The organism is Methylobacter sp. (assembly GCF_036845245.1).
GTDB lineage: Bacteria > Pseudomonadota > Gammaproteobacteria > Methylococcales > Methylomonadaceae > Methylobacter_A.
Genome location: NZ_DAIUEH010000045.1, coordinates 1 through 21693 on the forward strand (window position 1 = coordinate 1; position 21693 = coordinate 21693).

General features: G+C 46.3%; 11 protein-coding genes and 4 pseudogenes. 9 read left to right on the forward strand and 6 right to left on the reverse strand.

Annotation, left to right across the window (positions count from 1 at the left end):
* Window positions 1-128: 128 nt before the first annotated feature.
* A complete protein-coding gene (locus V7051_RS18080) occupies window positions 129-293 on the reverse strand; it encodes a hypothetical protein (protein WP_333877273.1) in 165 nt (54 codons plus the stop codon).
* A gap of 266 nt (window positions 294-559) precedes the next feature.
* Entirely contained in the window at window positions 560-1909 is a 1350-nt protein-coding gene (locus V7051_RS18085; RefSeq protein WP_333877275.1) for an IS5 family transposase, read from the reverse strand.
* A gap of 126 nt (window positions 1910-2035) precedes the next feature.
* On the opposite strand from V7051_RS18085, the pseudogene V7051_RS18090 reads away from it, so the two are divergent.
* Window positions 2036-2194: pseudogene (locus tag V7051_RS18090) on the forward strand (transposase domain-containing protein); the annotation flags it as partial.
* Window positions 2195-2204: 10 nt separating this feature from the next.
* On the opposite strand, the gene V7051_RS18095 reads toward V7051_RS18090, so the two are convergent.
* The 4 genes and pseudogenes from V7051_RS18095 to V7051_RS18105 form a co-directional block, all read right to left on the reverse strand.
* Window positions 2205-2303 (reverse strand): hypothetical protein, encoded by a 99-nt coding sequence (locus tag V7051_RS18095; RefSeq protein ID WP_333877278.1) that lies wholly within the window; start codon window positions 2301-2303, stop codon window positions 2205-2207.
* 433 nt (window positions 2304-2736) lie between these two features.
* On the reverse strand, window positions 2737-4716 hold the full coding sequence (locus V7051_RS18100) for a right-handed parallel beta-helix repeat-containing protein (RefSeq protein ID WP_333877279.1): 1980 nt from the start codon (window positions 4714-4716) through the stop codon (window positions 2737-2739).
* Between the two features lie 697 nt (window positions 4717-5413).
* Window positions 5414-5584, reverse strand: a complete 171-nt coding sequence (tnpA, locus tag V7051_RS24720) for an IS66 family insertion sequence element accessory protein TnpA (protein WP_442919668.1) — start codon at window positions 5582-5584, stop codon at window positions 5414-5416.
* Window positions 5585-5641: 57 nt separating this feature from the next.
* Window positions 5642-5836: pseudogene (locus tag V7051_RS18105) on the reverse strand (transposase); the annotation flags it as partial.
* Between the two features lie 351 nt (window positions 5837-6187).
* Here V7051_RS18105 and V7051_RS18110 point away from each other — a divergent pair.
* The 8 genes and pseudogenes from V7051_RS18110 to V7051_RS18145 all read left to right on the forward strand — a co-directional run bounded on the left by V7051_RS18110 (window position 6188) and on the right by V7051_RS18145 (window position 21656).
* Window positions 6188-12835: an amino acid adenylation domain-containing protein gene (locus tag V7051_RS18110; protein WP_333877281.1), complete on the forward strand. Its 6648-nt coding sequence runs from the start codon at window positions 6188-6190 to the stop codon at window positions 12833-12835.
* A 750-nt stretch (window positions 12836-13585) separates the two neighbouring features.
* Window positions 13586-15067, forward strand: a complete 1482-nt coding sequence (locus V7051_RS18115; protein ID WP_333877283.1) for a hypothetical protein — start codon at window positions 13586-13588, stop codon at window positions 15065-15067.
* 5 nt (window positions 15068-15072) lie between these two features.
* Window positions 15073-16689 (forward strand): hypothetical protein, encoded by a 1617-nt coding sequence (locus tag V7051_RS18120; RefSeq protein ID WP_334181165.1) that lies wholly within the window; start codon window positions 15073-15075, stop codon window positions 16687-16689.
* 157 nt (window positions 16690-16846) lie between these two features.
* On the forward strand, window positions 16847-17785 hold the full coding sequence (locus V7051_RS18125) for a class I SAM-dependent methyltransferase (RefSeq protein WP_333877287.1): 939 nt from the start codon (window positions 16847-16849) through the stop codon (window positions 17783-17785).
* 176 nt (window positions 17786-17961) lie between these two features.
* Window positions 17962-18341: pseudogene (tnpA, locus tag V7051_RS18130) on the forward strand (IS200/IS605 family transposase).
* Between the two features lie 144 nt (window positions 18342-18485).
* The gene (locus V7051_RS18135; protein ID WP_333877289.1) at window positions 18486-19709 is read left to right on the forward strand and encodes a glycosyltransferase; all 1224 of its coding nucleotides are present in this window, start codon (window positions 18486-18488) and stop codon (window positions 19707-19709) included.
* Window positions 19710-19990: 281 nt separating this feature from the next.
* Window positions 19991-20095, forward strand: a pseudogene (locus tag V7051_RS18140) (IS200/IS605 family transposase); the annotation flags it as partial.
* A 445-nt stretch (window positions 20096-20540) separates the two neighbouring features.
* Window positions 20541-21656, forward strand: coding sequence for a glycosyltransferase (locus V7051_RS18145; RefSeq protein WP_333877291.1), 1116 nt, complete (start codon window positions 20541-20543; stop codon window positions 21654-21656).
* The last annotated feature ends 37 nt before the right edge of the window (window positions 21657-21693 follow it).

Here is a 21693-nt window from a genome sequence, read left to right on the forward strand (position 1 = left end):
CGACGGAAGCTGGCTCGGCTTTATCCTTGTACTTCATCATGACTGACTACTAGTACTGACCAGCATGATTTTGCACAACACGGTAACAGGAAATGTCTTCTGTTGCTCTCGAATAAATCCGTATTTTATTAGAGTTCTTCCGCAAAGAAGACTGCGGCCTTTTTTAAAATTTCGCGCTCCATTCGTAATTGCTCAACTTCTTTACGTAAGCGGGTTAATTCATCTTGATCAGTCAAATTCAAAAACTTTTTCTTGGCTGAAGATGCCGCTGCTGGACCTTGTTCGGCTCGCACCCATCGACCAATAGCACTAAGAGATACACTAAGTTATCGGCTACTTGTTGGTGCGTATAGCCTTTATCATTAACTAATTTGGCCGCATCTTGTTTAAATTCAAGAGTGTATTTCGGACGTTTGTGTTTATTTTGATTATTCATGTTCACCGCTGATGACATTATAAATCTGTCTTTAGAAGGTCCTGTTTAATTAGTCGGCCCTGAAAAAAGCCATCTCAACAAGGATGACCGATTCCGGGGCCTCGATCTGAAACGGGTAAGCCTTTAAGCAGAATTCACTTCCGTGAATAGCGTTTTCGTGCCCCCAAACAGCCGTAGTAGGCTTGGTTTCCTAATGTTGACGGCCAAAATCAGCACAAAAAATAGCCTCATCCAGAGGCTGAAGTTCCAGGCCACGGCTGCCATCAATAAATTGATGCGGTCCCCGACGGTACCCTTGAGGAAGTTTCTTACTAAACGAAAGTCGGACTTTAAATGACCAATGATCGGCTCAATGGCTGCCCGACGCTGATAGCGCTTGCGCTTTTTGTCCCGTTGATAACGATTGTCGCGGTTTAGCGGAGCAGCCGGCAAAATGATTTGCGTGCCGTCAACCGTTTTGGGGCCACGGTAACCGCGATCGCAGACACCGGTTTTCACGGCCTTGCTGCGGCTGTTTTGGCAGTGCGCCAGCACCTCCGTCAGGGTTTTGCTGTCGTGCAAGTTTTGTGGATGACTGACTACTCCGACAATGATGTTGGATTTGGCCGTAGCGGCAATGGAGACTTTGTTGCCGTATTCGTAGGGTTTGTGGTCCTTGCCTTTGCCGATGCAGTACACCTCCGGTTCATGCAGGGCGTAAATTTTGTTGCTGTCTTTGGGCTGCTGGTTCAGAACCCGCTCGTAAAACAGAAAGTCTTTCTCGTAGCGTTCGAACAAGGCAAAGCACGGCAAGGTTCTGCGCAATTCCCGGATCAGGGCATGGGCAATGGTGCGCAACTGTTTCAAGGCTTTTTTGGCTTTGGCTCGGCAGCTGACATGGCGAAAGTGGCGGAGGCTTAAGCGCAGGGTTTTGACTTCCTTGCCATAGGTGCGGCGCTGTTGAATGCCGTAAGCCTTGGCCAGCTTGTTCAGGCGGTTGATGATTTTGATCGCCAGTTTGCCGTCGGTGGGATAGGTGATGTTCTTTTCCTGCACCGTGGTGTCTATGTTGACGGTGTCTTCCAGTGCGGCTTTGCCGTGTAATCTCACGCTGAGCTGAAACAGCTGGTCGATACCTTCCGCGCCGATACGTTTTCTAAAATGTACCCGTTCGCTGCTGTCGCAAGGTAATTTGCAGCTGAATTCGGTGAAACCACAAAACGGCTGGTAGTACGGGTTGCGCTTGAATTGCACGACCACCGCTTCGTCGCTGAGGTCTTCCAGTTGCTTGAGAATCAACAGCCCCACCATCAGCCGTATAGGCTTAGCGGGCCTACCAAAACCTTGGCAGTAATGCTTGGCAAAGGCCTGATCCAAATCATGCCAGGGAAGTACGCTGGCAAGACGGAGCAATGGATCATTGGGATCGAGTTGTTGCAGCAGATCGGTGCCGAATAAATTGGTCTGATGACCTGTGCCGGAAGTAATCAACATTTTTCACTCTTTCAACCGGAAAACAGGGGTATATTTTAACATTTCCAGTCGAAAAGATGAGCTTAAAAATATATATTATCTTAATATTTCAACTAGATAGGGTGTTTTTCAGGGCTGACTAATTAAACCATTTCACTCAATGCCTTGAACTCGGCAGAGTGGTTAAAAGACACCCTGGAAAAATTGTCCACCTGGCCGAATAGCCGTATTGATGAACTGTTGCCGTTGGCGCCGGATGTCATTGATGCGTTTAAACGAAATAAGAGTGAGTCCGCAAAGTGGTAGGGTTAGGTGCTTACAGAAATTGTCGAAACCAGCTTTCTTTTTCTTCGGCAAAAATTTCCATGCCGACCCAGTCTTCAATACCGATTAACACGGCACAGAAGACGAGCATGACGATGTCGGTGAGTGGGTGCAGTTTATTTCTGGTCGCGCGCGGCGCGGGTCGGTTAGATCCGCAAAGTAGGACGTGGATCGGGTAACATAAGCGTTTGTCAAAAAAAATATTTTAACAAATCTTAGAAATCAAAGGATAGATAGCGCGATTGCCCTGGCTAAAACCCAGCCACTGCCCTATTAGACGGGAATATGTGGTATTGTTGGTATTGGGCAATCAGAATCGGATTGCCCAATAAGGTTACGATAATCGTGTGATTTTGACAGGGCAGTCCATTTCCCTATTCACTTCATTTTTAATCAATTTCACACATGTTCAGCGATTCTTTAAGAACTGAATGCTTCATCAATCATAGATAAATCTATGTTTAGGGTTTTACCGCTTACTGTGTTTACAGTTACCCTTACACTGTTTGTAAATATTAATAGTCTCACCACCTGCTGGTACGGAAGCTGGAAGTAACCGAACCGTTACTTGCACTGATCTTATAATAGTAAGTGGTACCACGGGCCAGTCCATTAATCTGTACTGCTTGACGGGTAGCCATATTACCGGCATTTACTTTCGAACTAAGGTTGGTAGCACTCGTTCCGTAAGAAACCACCCCGGTAGAGGGGACATTAGTGGTCCAGTTAATCTTGGAACTGTTAGCAGTTATATTCCCCGCGGAGTAGGAAGATATTTTGACGGCCGACGTTGTTGCCTGTGGAGTATTAACCGTAGCGGTATTACTTGAAGCTGAGAGATTGCTGGCAACATCGCTGGCTTTAGCTGTGTAATTGTAGGTTGTTCCTCCAACAACGGCACTATCAGTAAAGCTGGCAACTGCACTTGTCCCTATTTGTGTACCGTTTCTATAGATTATATAACCAGTCACACCTACATTGTCAGTTGACGCATTCCATGAGAGATAAACTTTTGTCGAGTCAGGAGCTGTTGCCGCAAGGTTCACAGGGACCGAAGGAGCGGTAACGTCAATGGTGGGTGAAGGAGATGTGGGTGAAGGAGATGAGGCTGATGAACCATACTCAAAAGCACCGATGTCAACTTGTCCACCTTGTGGTCTTGCTTGTTGATCAAAGTCTACCGTTGGCGCACCGGTTGTTATTCCTGTGTTGATAGCGGGAGATGTTGCTTGAAGGTGGAAATCGGCTTTGGCGACATTCATAAAAGCAGGGTTTCCTTGAACAGCGCTTGTGCCACTCGTTGAACCGGCATCAAACAGATTGTTACTGACCGTCGAACCGGAAGATGCTGCTACGTTGAAAGATCCAGCCTTACTCAGTATATTGTTCCGAATAGTAATGCCGGTGTTTGATGAGGTTTGAACGTCAATACCGCCGCCGCCCCAAGAATTGCCCGCCTTCGTTCCGGCATTGTAAATGGTATTGTTGTACATCGAAATATTGCTGAATTTAGGTTCTGGATATCCAGATTCCGTATAATTGGCCAATGTCACTCCTGAACCGGAAAGGTTATGTAAAGTATTGTTATATATCTTGACATTGCTCACCGTGGAACCATGTTCCGCGCCAATCCTGATTCCGTCCTCTGCCGCTCCTGAAGCCACAGGTCTTGAATTGGAAACAGTATTCTTATAAATTTCTACATTAGTAATGGATGTGTCCCAAGCGTCAACATAAATGCCGACCCTGGCCATATTGTAGACAGTATTACCGAATATCTTGCCATTTGACGAACCAACCTTGGCGTCTATACCTTCCATACCCCCGTCGTGGACACTATTATTGCTTACAATGTAGTTTGTTGCATGATTAAGGCTGACGCTTTCCTGGATCCCGTTATTTTGATCACCACCGCTACTAGCAAATCCGACCTCATTTCCATCGAGAGTGATGGTATCACTATGATCTACAAGTATCCCTGCATTAGAGATATTGGATATATAGTTATTGAGGATTCGCATGTTATTTGAAGACGACAAGAACACGCCAAAGCCCGGAGAATTGATAATCCGCAGGCCGGAAATTTGTATGTAACTTCGGTTGCTTATGTTGAATACGCCACTCCACGCCGCATTGAGTCCATTGGACGCGTCGACGGTTACCGTTTCATTTGGGTATGCCGCGTAAGTAATGAAGCCAGATGAGGCGTTTCCTGAATTCTTCGGGGTTACCTGCTCTTTGTAAGTTCCGGCCCGGATATTTACAGAATCACCTGCAACGAGCGTATTCGCCGCTTTGTTTATCGTCCTCCAGGGCGATGATAATGTTCCCGGGTTTGTGTCGCTACCATTCGTTGCTACATAGTAGGTGGAGGCATTGACAACAGGCACGAAGAACAGCGAAGAAAACAGGAGAACCGGCAATTTTTTAAAATTGCTACGTACTGTGGGGATTCGATTACTTACTTCGAAGTGTTTTTCAGCTGATGGCAGAATGTTGGACATATCAGATTTGCTTATTTGGTTCGATCTTAGACCCGTTTCCGAAAAACTGGATAAGGGCGAAAACAAAAAAACTAAGTCGGTTGAGTTATTCACAAAATTACCTCTATTACAAAACTATTAATTAATGAGACGTTCGATGCCTCTTTTATATATCACATTGAACTATATAGAAAATCACAAGAAATGGGGTCTGCTTTCTACTTCTTATAAAGAAATTATTTCTATATGGTTCGATAAAATTGTATCTTCGTAATGTTAACGTTTACTTAAATATACGTATTATTACTTAGGTATTTTTACGTAGTTAATAACACGCTAGAATTAGGAAAAGCTTATTTATTCTAATCAAAAATTGACTTGAGTAATCGGTATCCGAGGAGTCGCTATTATTGCGAAAGCTTTTATGGGATCCCTGCTCAAATAAGCTTAAAAAACTACGCGACAGCAAATGCTTAAGGCCTCCACAGCGTCCTACTTCATTCACTGAAGTATCCAACATCATTTGCGTAATGATTCGACGCGTCTTAGTAAAGCCTCGATTTTCATTACCTAAAAAGATGCTTCGTGAAAACATATGCACTATCACTTCTGGGGAACCACTCAACTTTTGTCTCTCAGCGAATGTGATGAATCATGTGAATGTTGTTCAATTATATTGAAAAATATTCACATGATAGGGTCGAGTAATATTGACACATCACAGGACCGGTGGTTCCTGTGACACTGATTTTGCCTGCGCCCGGTACTCTGGAAGTCGTGCTAGAAAAGTACTTTTGGCCAGCTGGTGCTGCCGACAATAGGCCTCTTGCGACAAGCCGCTATGTTGCCAAGCAGTAATGTGGCTCAGCCAATGAGTTGAAAGTGCCATATTTGCGTCCTAATTACAAAATGCAGAGGATGCCGGTTTTTAATGCGTCAAAAAATGCGGTACGGACGGGCTCTTACCTTTAAACAGGCTGCCCGCATTCTCCAACAATTCTTTTTTCCATTGACTCACCTGATTCGGGCGGATGCCGTGTTCTTGAGCAATTTCATTGATCGTCTTCATGCCCTTGAAGGCTTCTAAGGCAACTTTGGCTTTTTGCGCTCCGGTAAAAATCTTCCGTTTCCTTTCACTCATTTTCGGTCTCCATTTGGGTCAGACACCATAGCTTCAACTATCGTCTGGATATCAGGGGCCACTTTACTTCGTGCCTTTGACTGCTTTCATGGCAACCTGGCTTTTTACGCCCGGTAAAAATAAATCTTCCGGTTACTTAAATTTAGGGAACAACCATAAAACCGGTTCACCCGATAGGTAATCGCACTTATTGATTGAATAGATTGAGCCTTTTATTCTACAAGCACATGTACAGCACCAATCGATAATGCAACTAATCAGAGTCAGAGCGGGTTGTTTCGCCAAGATTACCTTACGAAGCAAACTCTATATTTTAGGGAAATATGAAAAATGAGCTTACTTGGTCCACTTATGAAATCACCTGAATCGTCTGAAAAAACAATAACTGAACACTTTCCAGAATGGAGAGTGTTAAAACCGGAGATGATTGAGGCAATGCAACGGTTATTGGACTACTGGAAGCCGCGTCTTGCAGATGCGCCAACGTTGGAATTGCCTACCGACAGGCCACGCCCGGCGATACAGTCATTTCGTGGAGAAACTCAGCAATTCAGCTTGTCACCCGAATTGACCGAGGCACTGAAAGCCCTGAGCCGACGCGAAAGCGTTACTTTGTTCATGACGCTGTTGGCATCGTTTCAAGCGCTGCTGCATCGCTACAGCGGTCAGGACGACATTGTGATTGGTACGCCGGCCGCCGGGCGGAGCCGTTTAGAGTTGGAAGGTTTGATCGGCTTTTTCGTCAATACTCTGGTGTTACGTACAGATCTTTCAAACAATCCGAGTTTCCGTGCACTGCTGGCGCAAGTACGAGAAGTTACCCTGGATGCTTATGCCCACCAGGATATGCCGTTTGAAAAACTGGTCGAAGTACTCAATCCGCAACGCGACCATAGTCGTAATCCGCTGTTTCAGGTCATGTTCGTGCTTCAGAACGTTCCCGATGACAAGCTACAGCTAAATGAAATTACTGCGGAGTTTTTCCAGGTCAATACCGGAACCACTAAATTTGATCTTACTTTCGAACTGTCGGAAACTCCGCATGGCCTGACAGGCGTGGTGGAATACGCGACCGACTTGTTCGATGCCGAAACCATATCCCGCTTGGTCGGCCATTTCCAGACCCTGCTCGAAGGCATCGTCGCTCGCCCGGAAGCGCATCTATCCGAACTGTCCCTGCTGACCGAATCCGAACACCGACAACTAGTGGTAGAGTGGAATAATACTGCAGCCCCATTCCCCGAAGATAAATGTATCCACGAGTTGTTTGAGGCACAGGTAGCAGCTACGCCACAGGCGGTGGCAGTGATCTATGAGGATAGCCAACTTAGCTATGCCGAATTAAATGCCCAGGCCAACCGATTGGCACATCATCTTCGCGAATTGGGAGTGAGACCTGATACGCTGGTGGCCATCTGTGTCGAGCGTAGTTTGAACATGGTGGTGGGACTGCTGGCTATTCTTAAAGCCGGGGGCGCCTACGTGCCGCTCGATCCGACCTATCCCAAAGAACGTCTGGCATTCATGCTCGAAGACAGTGCTCCGGTGGCCTTGCTGACGCAAGGTCGGCTCGAAAATCTGTTCGTGGATATGGCCAAAGACTTGCCGGTGATCGATCTGGATACCGACGGCTCCCGATGGGCGGACCAGTCTGACGCTAATCCCGATCGCCACAGCGAGGGGCTCACTCCCAGACATTTGGCTTACGTGATCTATACCTCCGGGTCCACTGGGCAGCCAAAAGGCATTACCATGCCTCACAGTGTATTGGTCAACCTGATTACTTGGCAGATGAGCAATACTCAAGTGGCCGGCACCTCCCGTACTCTTCAGTACTCCCCGATAAGTTTCGACGTTTCCTTTCAGGAGCTGTTTTCTACTTGGTGCGGTGGAGGTGTGTTGGTGCTGGTCGATGAGTCGACCCGACGAGACCCTTGGATGCTGTTACAGTATTTGGGCCAAAATCGTATTGAGCGGCTGTTTCTACCTTTTATAGCGCTTGAGCAATTAGCTCGTTCTTCGACCGTCAATGGGCATTTTCCTGGCAGTCTTAGAGAAGTCATTACCGCCGGTGAGCAGTTGCGTATCACGCCCGAGATCAGCAGCTTCTTCGCGAGTCTTAGCGATTGCCGACTGGTAAATCAATATGGCCCCTCTGAGACCCATGTGGTCACCGCGTTTGAGCTGCCTGCCAAATGTGAAAACTGGGCGGTGCTGCCGCCTATTGGTCGTCCCATCTCCAATACACAAATCTATATTCTTGACCCTTACGGCAACCCCGAACCTATCGGGGTTGCCGGCGAACTTTATATCGGCGGTGTCGGCGTAGCGCGCGGCTACTTGGGACGTCCTGAACTGGCTGCCGAGCGCTTCCTGGCAGATCCGTTTGTAGAAAAAACAACTGCTCGTATGTATAAGACAGGCGACCTAGGCCGTTGGCTTGCTGATGGAACTATAGAATTCCTTGGGCGAAACGACTTTCAGGTAAAAATACGTGGTTTCAGAGTTGAACTAGGCGATATTGAAGCGACATTGCGTCGGCACCCGCAACTACGTGAGGTTGTTGTGGGCGTGTACGAGCCCGTTCCCGGGGACAAACGCCTAGTGGCTTATTCGGTGGTGGAAGACCATTTCATACCCGACGTTTCTGAACTACGGGAGTTTGTTAAGGAGAGTATGCCTGAATATATGGTGCCTTCGGCATTTGTATTCCTTAATGCATTGCCTATGACCCCTAATGGCAAGCTGAATCGAAAGGCCCTGCCGGAGCCAGAGCAGAATCGGCAGGTTACGGATGCTGATTTTATTGCTCCTCGTAGTCCGGTGGAGCAACTGTTGGCCGAGATATGGGGTGAAGTTTTGAGTATTAATCGTGTTGGCATTCACGATAATTTTTTTGAGTTGGGGGGGCATTCGTTGCTGGCTACACAGGTGGTCGTCCGTATACGGGAACAACTATCGGTGGAGATTCAGCTAATCTCCCTATTTGAGATGCCGACTATAGAGAAATTTGCGGCGCATCTTGAGTCCCATCTGTTAACGGGCGAGCGGGTGCGATTGTCAGCTATTCGCCGGATTGAAGGCCACGGGTTACCGCCGCTTTCATTTGCTCAGCTGCGGATGTGGTTATTGGAACGTATTTCCGGTGGAACCGAAGCCTACAATATCCCTTTCTTTTTACAGCTTAAAGGGATACTGGAAGATGAGGGCGCGCTGGAGCGTGCAATCAACGAAATCGTCCATCGCCATGAAACATTACGCACTTATTTTACCGAACAAGAGGGTGTGCTGTTTCAGGCGATTCAGTCATCGCTCCCGATTACGTTGGTCAAGTTGGATCTAAGGAATGACCCCGAAGAGCTTCGCGAAACGAAGATAAAACAGCAAATTCAAGCCCAAGCCACCACCACTTTTGATCTGGCCAAAGGTCCTCTTCTGCGAGCAAAGCTAATACGCTTGGAAGATGAACAATATATTTTATTACTGACTTTCCATCACATCATTTTCGATGGTTGGTCGATGGATGTGTTCAGTCGCGAGTTGTCGGCGCTGTATGGGGCATTCATTCAGGGGCAGCCTTCGCCTTTGCCGGAATTGCCGATCCAGTATGCCGACTATGCTGTCTGGCAGCAGGAATGCCTTCAAGGCGAGGTAATGCAACGGTTATTGGATTACTGGAAGCCGCGTCTTGCAGATGTGCCAACGTTGGAATTACCTACCGACAGGCCACGCCCGGCGATACAGTCATTTCGTGGAGAAACTCAGCAATTCAGCTTGTCACCCGAATTGACCGAGGCACTGAAAGCCCTGAGCCGACGCGAAAGCGTTACTTTGTTCATGACGCTGTTGGCATCGTTTCAAGCGCTGCTGCATCGCTACAGCGGTCAGGACGACATTGTGATTGGTACGCCGGCCGCCGGGCGGAGCCGTTTAGAGTTGGAAGGTTTGATCGGCTTTTTCGTCAATACTCTGGTGTTACGTACAGATCTTTCAAACAATCCGAGTTTCCGTGCACTGCTGGCGCAAGTACGAGAAGTTACCCTGGATGCTTATGCCCACCAGGATATGCCGTTTGAAAAACTGGTCGAAGTACTCAATCCGCAACGCGACCATAGTCGTAATCCGCTGTTTCAGGTCATGTTCGTGCTTCAGAACGTTCCCGATGACAAGCTACAGCTAAATGAAATTACTGCGGAGTTTTTCCAGGTCAATACCGGAACCACTAAATTTGATCTTACTTTCGAACTGTCGGAAACTCCGCATGGCCTGACAGGCGTGGTGGAATACGCGACCGACTTGTTCGATGCCGAAACCATATCCCGCTTGGTCGGCCATTTCCAGACCCTGCTCGAAGGCATCGTCGCTCGCCCGGAAGCGCATCTATCCGAACTGTCCCTGCTGACCGAATCCGAACACCGACAACTAGTGGTAGAGTGGAATAATACTGCAGCCCCATTCCCCGAAGATAAATGTATCCACGAGTTGTTTGAGGCACAGGTAGCAGCTACGCCACAGGCGGTGGCAGTGATCTATGAGGATAGCCAACTTAGCTATGCCGAATTAAATGCCCAGGCCAACCGATTGGCACATCATCTTCGCGAATTGGGAGTGAGACCTGATACGCTGGTGGCCATCTGTGTCGAGCGTAGTTTGAACATGGTGGTGGGACTGCTGGCTATTCTTAAAGCCGGGGGCGCCTACGTGCCGCTCGATCCGACCTATCCCAAAGAACGTCTGGCATTCATGCTCGAAGACAGTGCTCCGGTGGCCTTGCTGACGCAAGGTCGGCTCGAAAATCTGTTCGTGGATATGGCCAAAGACTTGCCGGTGATCGATCTGGATACCGACGGCTCCCGATGGGCGGACCAGTCTGACGCTAATCCCGATCGCCACAGCGAGGGGCTCACTCCCAGACATTTGGCTTACGTGATCTATACCTCCGGGTCCACTGGGCAGCCAAAGGGAGTGATGATCGAGCATAAAAGCCTTTGCAATTTGATTACGGACGTAAAAAGCCGTTATAAAATCACTCCCGAAGACAGAATATTGCAATTTGCCGCTATAGCCTTCGATATGTCCATACAGGATATCTTCGGTGCTTTGATGTTAGGCGCTACATTAGTGGTTCGTAGTGACGAGTGGATAGTCGGAGCCAGGAAATTTTGGGCGCTATGTGAAAAGAACGGTGTTTCGGTTATCACTCTACCCACACTTTTCTGGCAGCAATTGGCTCAGGATGACCAAACCGTCATCCCCTCAACTGTTCGCCGAATTACAATAGGCGGCGAGGCTGTCAGCAACAAAGTCTTGGCTGCTTGGTTTGAACGTAGAAGATATCGCCCTAAACTGTTGAACGGCTATGGACCAACAGAGGCGACAATCTATTCGACAAGTCATGAACCCTCGGCCGACTCTCTACGCTGGCAATCCATCGGCTGTCCCATCATCAATACATGTATTTACATTCTCGATGCCTACCACCAGCCAGTTCCCATTGGGTGGGCTGGAGAGCTTTACATTGGAGGCGCTGGGATAGCGCGAGGCTATCTGAATCGGCCGGAATTAACAGCGGAGCGCTTTGTAGCTGATCCGTTTAGGGCGGAAACAGATGCTCGTATGTATAAGACAGGTGACTTAGCTCGACGGTTGGCCGATGGCAACATTGAATTTTTGGGGCGTAACGACTTTCAGGTCAAGATCAGAGGCTTCCGGATCGAACTGGGCGATATCGAGGCGAAGCTGGCCGAACACCCGGCGGTGCATGATGTGGCGGTGATAGCGCACGAAGACGGTGACGGATCTAATCGTTTGGTAGCTTATTTGTTGGTAGAAGAAAATTTTACTTCTCATGTCTCCGAGTTACGGAGCTTCCTTAAGAAAAAGATACCCGAGTTTATGGTACCTTCGGCATTTGTGGTCCTTGATGCATTGCCAATTACCCCTAATGGCAAACTGGACCGAAAGGCTTTGCCTATACCTTTGGAGGGAAGTGTATCCGAAACATACTCAGCGCCGCGCAACGAGATAGAGCATAAACTTACTAATATATGGAAAAAAGTACTGGGTCTGAAAAATATTAACATTGAAGATAATTTCTTTAACCTGGGCGGACATTCCTTATTAGCGGTTAAAGCGATTGCTGAGATTAATGAGCTATTCAATACCGATTTACCTATAGGCGCAATTTATCAATCTCCAACAGTTGAAGAACTGGGGATAATAATATCGTCGGGCAACCGGCAACCTTCATGGTATTCGCTGGTTCCAATTCAGACGCAAGGTTTACGCCCACCCTTATTTGCGATTCACACTATAACGCTCCAAGATTTACCTCAATATCTGGGCAAAGATCAGCCGCTCTATTTTCTACGATATGGCATGGCGGCTGTTGGTAATCGTTCTGTTCGTCTACCACATTTAGAAGATCTGGCCAGCCATTATATTAATGAAATGCAACAGCTACAGCCGGAGGGTCCTTACTATTTGATCGGCTTTTCGTTTGGTGGCCTGATTGCCTATGAAATGGCCAACCAATTACTTGCCAATGGACACAAAGTGAATTTAGTAGGATTACTGGATACCTACTTGACAGAGGAAAAACGGATGCTGCCTTTACATCGAATTATCCATAATTTCTTTAGACAAGGCCCAAGCCTGTTTTTGAAGCGGGTCAAAAGTAAAATCACTGATCTGACCATACCCTACCAATACGGTACGGATTTCTGGCCTCATATTTATACAGAAGCACCTGATGTAGCTTGCCGTAATGGCTATCAACCAAAAACTTATAACGGGCGGATAACGCTATTTCAAGGATGGGGGGATGAAAGTATTATTTTTAGACATGTCACTCCAGAACAAGGATGGAAAAAACTTCTGGGTGATAGGATAGAAGTTCAACAGATTTCAGGTGGACATTTTGAGATATTTGATGAATCTCATGTGAAGACTCTAGCTGTAAAAATAATAGCGTGTATGGATAAAACTATTAACAATTGATGATCTACTTACAGAATAGAAAATAATAAAAATATTAATTACAAAAATAAAATATTAAAGAATATGGTATTAAAACCTTACTCATTATTTCTGAATTTAATACAAGTTAATATATCAAGAGAGCATTGGAATTAATTATAAATATAATATAATTTAAAAGTGAAAATAAGCGATGACTTTCTAACTGATAATGCAGCGGCTATTGTAGAAGGTATAATTAAAATTACACAAAGTAAAAATACGCTTGAAATACTGGCTCCAATTTTTTTATACAAGATTACTGGTTCGTAATATTAATTTTTAAATATAGATTTTTACAACCGATGATTAGAAAATGTTTTTTAATTTAATGACTAAAGTCTATGAAAATAAATTATTACAATTTAGATGTAATAATTTAAAGCTAATAAAAAATGTCAAATATATAGGTAATAAAGATGTAAGTCGTCTACTATAACAATAAAAACTATTTACCCATGCAGTAATTTATTCAAAAGTTTCTTACGATTTAAAAAGTTATTAGATTCTTGCTCCATTTAAAGAAATAATCATGCATCTTGAATCGTGGTAGTTATGTGATGTCGTTACAGTATATTAAAGAAATATAAGTATATGATTACAAATAAAGTTATTGATATTGCTCTATCTGTCCGAAAAATCACAAAAGAGTGGAGTGGTTAAAAAAGCTACTACCGATGCTTGTTAAGCAAAGATTGTATGCCAATATTCAAATCAAAATAAGTCAATAAGATGAATACAACAACTAATTTATTAAACAGAAACAGACAGCTTGCCGTTATGCTGACAAGTCTGTTAATGGCAATCTTGTTCGGTTTAATTTCGGCCTCAGCCAATTTCATAGTTATCAGCATTGCGGTAGCGCTCCTTGCAGGAGCATTTTTGCTGACACGACCCGAATGGATCGTGTGGACTATTTTGTCGATGGGTTTGTTGGTGCTGGGTGTCGTCCCCCTTTATGATGAGAGACTGAATTCGAAAGCAGGATGGGCTATCTCGATTCTTTGTTTCATCTTGATGTCTTTAGCCTTTTTCAAGTCCGCCACAATCCCGGACGCGCGGAAATACACCCCTTCTTTTATATGGCTTTTGATCGGCTTTTTTGTTTATTCAGTACTTAACTCGCTTGTCCAGTGGCACTCTGCGGAAGAGTGCATTGGCGGTTTCAAGCGCTACTTCCAGATATGGGGCCTCTTGTTCGCCCTATGCTGGATGGCTTTCGATGAACGGTATATCCGTCTTTGGCGGGTGTTTTTTCTAATCGTCGCCTTGGTCCAGTTGCCTTTTGCGATTATAGAACGCATCATTTTGGTCCCCCTGCGTGAGGGATTGCAAAATGCTATTCCGGGCATGGTGCCCATCGACGTGGTTGCGGGGACTTTTGGGTCGACGCTCTACGGCGGAGGCAGCAGTGGAGAAATGTCCACCTTCCTGGTTATTGTATTAGCATTCCTACTGGCCCGGAGAATGGAAAAGATTTTACCAATTGGACATCTTGTCCTGCTAACTCCCTGGGTATTGGCTCCTTTGTTCCTGGGTGAGACCAAAGCTGTAATCGTTATGATGCCGCTCATGTTTCTGGTGCTCTACCGTCGGGAATTGCTTGCCAGACCACATTACGGGCTAATGCTGCTGATTGTCTGCACCTTACTCATGGTGGGTATGGGCTACGCCTACGAGAGCATCATGCAAGTGCCCCTGGAAAAATTGTTCATAAATACCCTAGAATACAATCTGTATGAAAAAGGCTATAGCGAGGAATCGTACCTCAATCGCACCACCGTGCTGACTTTCTGGGCCAACCAGCAGGGAGCCCATGACCCAGTCTCCTTTGTGTTCGGTAACGGTTTGGGTAGTTCGCATCAACAAACGGGCGGCCACATAGACATTCGTTACCCTCGCTATGGCATCGGGTTGACGGCGGCTTCAACCCTGCTTTGGGATATGGGCGTTTTTGGTTGCGTCCTGTTCACCGCTATTTTTGCCTTGGCTTGGTACGCCGCAGGTCGTTTATACCGGGAATCAACAGAGCCAATGATAAGAGCTGATGCCAATGCTATTCAGGCGGCGTTGGCGCTGTTTTTATTTCATATCTTTTACCGTATTGACCTGCTGGAGACTATAAGCTTCCAGATTGTGTTTGCCGCTGTACTGGGTTATCTCGCCTACTTATACCGTAGGCATGTCGGTTCAGTGGCCGGGAGCCGGTCATGAACGCTTTGCCGTATTCCGGTGCTGCGCTCAAGGTTAGCGCCGTGCATTTTTTCATCGGTAAAGGTGCCTCCGGCCTACTAAATTTGGGTATCTTGCTCTGGCTGGTGCGCTTGCTTCCCGTGGCGGAGTATGGCGTTTATGTATCCCTGCAAGCCGGGATGCTGTTGGCTTTAGCTGTCACGTCACTCGGCTTGCCGTGGATGGCGGCGCGCTATTTGCCAGAATTTCGCCTGTACGCCAGTGGGAAGCAGCTTACGCGATTCGTTTGGCAAGTTGTTGCTCTGATCTGCCTATTTGCCGTTGCGGGTGCGCTGTTGCTTTTTGTGGCGATGCCATGGCTGCTCGAAATTTTAAATTTTACGCAACAAACGGATGTGGCAAGACTTTATTTATTAGTGTTGGTAATAGAGGGTTTGAGGCTGAATCTCCAAGAATGCATATTAGAGCCGCTATTGCAGCAGGGCCAAACGCAATTCAGCCAAGTGGTGCGCAATCTGATTTTGTTATTGTGCTTAGGAATTGTGGCGAATCAAGGTACGGTTCATCTGAATCATGTGGTGTTAGCCGAGTTGGCTGGATCGTTCTTGGGCGCCGCGGTTGCGTTGCGCGGAATGCACCGATACTTGTGCGCGCATCGTAAATTGTCTGGGAAAGACGGCTGGCAACCTCCAAATTGGTCGGAAATGTGGAGAACTATGCGTCACATGTATATCAGCCTTATCGTTACTCTGACCTATAGCCCGTCGGCATTAATCTTCCTGGTCCAACGTTTTCTCGGAGTAGAAATTACCGCGCTGTTTGGGTTCCTGCTCAACCTGTACGGACAGATTTGTCGTTATCTGCCTGCTTTTTTGTTGTTCGGTTTGATCAGACCGAAACTGATGGCTTCTTATGTGGGAGAAGGTGGTATGGCGCAATTGGCGTACAACGCCAATTTCATGGGCAAGATAAGCTTGTTCGTTCTGATGCCCATCTTGGTATTCGTCTGGCTTTCCGGAGGAGAATTATTGAGCTTGCTTAGTGGCGGCAAATTCACTCAGTCGGGGTATTACTTGGGAGGTTTGCTGCTAACGCTCATTCCTTTCAGCCAGCGCCAGATCCTGGAGACCGTAGCAGTGGCTTGTGGACAGAGCCATTTATGCTTCTGGGGTAGTGTCCTTGGCGCCTTGATCTTGCCCCCTGTTTATTTACTTCTTGAAGCAGGACATAGCTTGTGGATTCCTATCCTTGCAATAATTGCGAGTCAAATTTTGTTTAACGCCACGCTCACTGTCGCCATGGGCTTCACTACCACTTATCGGCCCGATGTCGTAGGGAACTTTAAATTGATTGCAGCTGCTTTGGTGGGATTCATATTAGGTTTCTTTGTGAAAATGACTTGGACAGGGAGGCTATTCCTACAAGGTGCAAACAGTTTCGATGAGTTTTTACAGAATTTCAAAAAGATTTTTTCTATGCTTTTAACACAACAGATCGCAGTGCCGATACATGGTTTATTAGGCTTGGTCATTATTGCTGCGTTCGCTCTCGGCCTTTTCCTGCTGGCTTCTTTATTATTCAACCCATTCAGGGTGGATGAACGCTTGAGTCTAAACCGGCTGGTCAAACGAAAAATTTTATAAGGTAATTTCCAGTTAGATGGGATTTTTTCATCATAGAGAAAAGTCCAGTTTGGTTGTTTTCGCTCTTATATGGGATAAGCAACGTTTTCGTTACCTATGACACACATTATGGAAACTTAAACGAACGCCGAACAATTTACTATTTGGAGTAATTAAAATGAAGAGCAACAACATTCCGCTTTTGCAAATAAGGGAGCATTGTCCGAGCTGTTATTCCACCGAATCTGTGCTCATATATAGTGATTCATTTTCAAGTCATGGTCTTAAAAAATACCTAGATATGCAATATCGTGGAAGAGCATTGATTAATCTTGAAGGGTATACCTATAAACTTATTCAATGCACGCATTGTAGCCTTGCATATCAAATGTATGTACCAACCTGCAACCTGCTCTCTGAGATATACAACGTCTGGATTCCAAATAGTGCAAGGGAAGAACTCCAGGGTATTCGTACTCTTGATTATTATCGCTACCTATCCGAACAGGTTCAATTCCTTATCCAGTACTTTAAGGAATCTCCTAATTTAATTAGTGTCCTCGATTTCGGGTTTGGTTGGGCTGAGTGGGCGAAAATGGCTATGGCCTATGGATGTGATGTTACTGGCGTAGAGCTATCACAAGAACGTAGAGAATATGCGAAATCTATTGGACTTAATGTATTAGATATTCAAGAACTCCCTCCAAACCAGTTCCATTTTATAAATACAGAACAAGTGTTTGAACATGTCGTGGAACCGCGCGACTTATTAGCACGTCTGTTGGTCTCTCTTCGAACCAACGGCATCATTAAGATCAGTGTGCCGAAATCGGATGGCTCTTTGAGGAAAATAAAGAAAACCCAAGACTTTACTCTACTTGCTCAGCATGAAATTGTACCGATTGCTCCACTAGAGCATGTCAATTGCTACACTTATAAGTCATTGGTTGCTCTTGCTAATACAGTCGGCCTAAAGCCACTTCATCCGAGTTTTCACAAGTTATATAACAGTTCTTCAGGCTGGCTGGATACTAAAAATGCTTTTCGACTTATTGCCCGGCCATTTTATAGACACGTTTTCCCGAAAAGCACGTTTATTTATTTTATTCGCGTTTAATCCTGCGCGGTACAGTTAATTAATTAAGGTAACCCCCGGCTATGCAGGGGGACTCACAAAGGTTTGACTGATAAGTCGGTCACGACGATTCTCTTAAACTCGACCAAGAGTAAGGAGAATCACCTATGCGAGGGTATCAAAGTTTGAGTCATACCAAGTGGAATTGAAAATACCACATCGTGTTTATACCGAAGAGAAGAAAGAAAGTGATATTTGGCCGTTTACGTAAATACGTTGGACAAATGTTTCATGAATCAGCAATGCAGAAAGACTGTGAAATAGGGAGGGGCATCTTATGTCGGATCATGTCCATATGTGCATCAGTATTCCACCAAAATATGCGGTTTCGAATATAGTCGGTTTCATTAAAGGCAAGAGTGCTATTTCCATAGCGAGACAATTTATCGGGAAAACTAAGAACTTTACCGGAGAAAACTTCGGAGCCCGAGGTTATTTTGTATCGACGGTGAGGCTGGATGAAAATGTTGTTAGGGCGTATACCAGAGAGCAAGAAAAAGAAGAGGAGCGTTATGAACAACTCAGTTTGTGGAAATAAAAATAATCGCTTTTAGGCGGATCATGAATATGCCCCTTTAAGGGGCTAACAATAAATCGCTCCCGGCTTTGCCGGGGGCGATTTAACTTTTTTGAATACTTGGATAATTCTTATGCTAATTTTTTTCGAAACGGAGCAAGCAACATGAATCACTTACGCCAGCTTAGTTTATTGCAGTTAGTGCCCGAGCCATTGCCCACTTTCCGTGCGGATGTGTCTGTGCTGTTCGGTAAGTATCTACCCCGCCATGGGGTGCAATGCCATATTGTTGGCATGCCCGGCATGGGTGAAATGAATGATCAGGACTTCGCCTCTGTGCGGCGTGCTCATCCAGCCGGAGGACGATGGAGACAGGAATTCTTCTATCTATTGCTGTGCCTGCGAACGTTACTCGGAGCCAGCAAACACACCTATGATCTGATTCAAGTACGCGATATGGTATCGATTGGGCTACTTGCCTTGTTGATCGCGCGGCTGAAGGGCATCCCCTTTGTCTATTGGATATCTTATCTTATGACTGAAGGCCGAATAGAACGTAGTCGTGAGGCTATCAACGCAGGCGCGGGATTCCGCTTTCGTCTGGTTTTGTTGAAAGGATTAATTGAGCGGGCAATTCTTTACCGAATTGTATTGCCTGGTGCTCGGCATGTCTTCGTTCAGAGTGAGGCCATGAAGGAATTGATAGCAGCGAGAGGCGTTCAGCCGGAAAAGCTTACGGCCGTGCCCATGGGTGTAGATACCGAGACTTTGCTGCCTGGTAGCGTAGTTAAACAATATTTACCAGACTGGGAGGGTGTCCCATTTATCGCCTATCTTGGGACGCTGGAACGTTTGCGTGGTCTTCATGTAGTGGTGGATGCACTGTTTATGGTAAGAGAGCGGTATCCACAGACTCGGCTATTGTTCGTCGGCGATTCTCCTATTCGTGAAGATGCCGAGGAGTTGTTAGCTTATGCTGACAGGATAGGCCTGAATGATGCGGTGCACGTTACCGGATGGTTGCCAACCAATCAGGCATGGGCATTGCTGGCCGGAGCTGATGTAGCCATCTCATTTTTTCCGCGTAGCGAGGTTCTCGATACCAACTCACCTACCAAGCTGCTGGAGTACCTGGCGTTGGGACTACCCTGTGTGGGCAACGATAACCCTGACCAAGCACAAGTGTTGTCAACTAGTGGCGTCGGCTGGCTAACTGATAGCACTGCCGAGGCATTGGCTCAAGCACTTTGTGAAATTTTTGCCGATTCTGAAGCAGCTTGTAAGCGCGCGGCTTTAGGCCCCGCGTATATCAATGCGACGCGTAGTTACCGTGTACTGGCAGCCAAGGTAGCGGAGCAATACAGGTTTATCGCCGCTAAGGGGGGTTAGTTTGTTAGTGAGTGGAATTCTTAGTCAAGCTGTCATATGAACAGAAATCTCCGGTGTCGAGATTAGTATTCATACCAATATCTTTTCCCCCTATTTCCCTTTGTAATAGCACTCAGACATCACTGGTTATTATCGGCGGACGAAGACAACGGAGCGTAAAGTGAATCTATCCCGGAACGAGGAATTATAAATAGGGGCTGAAGATTCTTACTAGACAGAAATTTGTTTATTGCTAAGTGGCTCAATTAATTAAGGTGAACCCCCGGCTATGCCGGGGAACTCACTTTGTATCCACGGTGGGGCTGGATGAAAATGTTGTTAGGGCGTTTATAAAAGAGCAAGGAAAAGAAAAGGAGCGTTATGAACAACTCAGTTTGTGGAAATAGAAATAATCGCCTTTAGGCGGTTCATGAATATGCCCCTTTGAGGGCTAACAATAATAAGCTCCCGGCTTTGCCGGGGGGATTTAACTGCTAATGCAGTAACGGCGCCTTGATTGCTCTACGCATCTATCGTCATCAATCGTGCCAAAAACCATACCAAGCTTGGGAAGCGGGTTGACTGTATCAACAAGAAAACCAAGGAGTAACTGAATGTAATTGATGTTCAATCAGTAGCCTTAATTGGCTGTAGAAATATACCTGATTTTAAGAAGGATAGTTAATTCTGACACTTTCGTGTGATTAAAAATAAATTCTTGAGATGCGGGAACTAAACTATTTTTTTCCACTTACCTCTTCACTCCAACTGTCTGTTAAAGAGGTGGCTCCTTGTTTCCGTGTTCAAAACGAATGGTTGCAAGGCTTGGCGAATACGTACCGGGATTCAGAAATGAATATAAACAAAGAAAAAATAAGGGTTCTTTATGTCATCACCGGCGAGTTTTTTTCCGGTGCCGAGCGTGTCCAGGACGTGCTGGCATTGCGTCTGCCTGATTACGACTACGATGTTGGCTTTGCCTGTTTGAAGCGGGGTAAGTTCCCCGCGTGCAGGGATTCCACTGTACCGCTATTCGAGACACCTATGAAGTCGAAGTTTGACCTAGCGCCTGCGTGGGAGATTGCGCGCATCGTAAAGCGTGACGGTTATACCTTATTGCATACTCATAGCCCGCGCGCTGCCATGGTGGGACAGGTGGTGGGTTGGTTGACCGGCGTGCCTATGGTGCATCACATACACAGTCCTACTGCGCGAGACACGGAAAGAGCTTGGGGTAATCTAATGAATTCGGTCATGGAACGCTTGAGTCTGATTGGTGTTGCACGCCTGATCGCGGTTTCACAGAGTCTTGATAGATATCTAAGACAACAAGGTTGGTCACCGCATAGGATCGCCACTGTTGCCAATGGGGTGCCAACATTCGGACCCTTGCCCATCCGGTCTGTGCCTGGTCCGGAGTGGATAATTGGCTGTGTGGCATTGTTTCGGCCACGAAAGGGCATCGAGGTCTTGATCGAGGCATTAGCGAAATTGCGCCAAGCGGGGCGACCGGTGCGCCTGCGTGCGGTTGGTTCTTTTGAGACGATCGAATATGAGACTGCTATCAAGGCTCTAGCCCTGAGTTTGGGTGTAAATAATGTAATCGACTGGGTCGGCTTTACCCAGGACGTAAACGCTGAATTCGCCAAAATGGACGTATTTACCCTGCCCAGTCTTTTTGGAGAAGGAATGCCGATGGTGATCCTGGAAGCCATGGCTTCGGGTGTTCCAGTGGTAGCATCGGATGTGGAAGGCATATCAGAAGTACTTGACCATGGACGTACCGGATTGGTGGTGCCTCCTGGCGATGCGGAAAGTCTGGTCGGTGCGCTGGCAGGCCTGATAGATGGTAAATATGATTGGAGTAATATGCGAGAAGATGCTTATCAAGTGCAAGTGGAGCGTTTCTCGGACCGCAGTTTGGCAGAGGGTGTGGCCCATGTATATAACGGAATATTTGATGTGTGAATACTTTTAAACATTGTTTGTACTTTTTTTATTACCT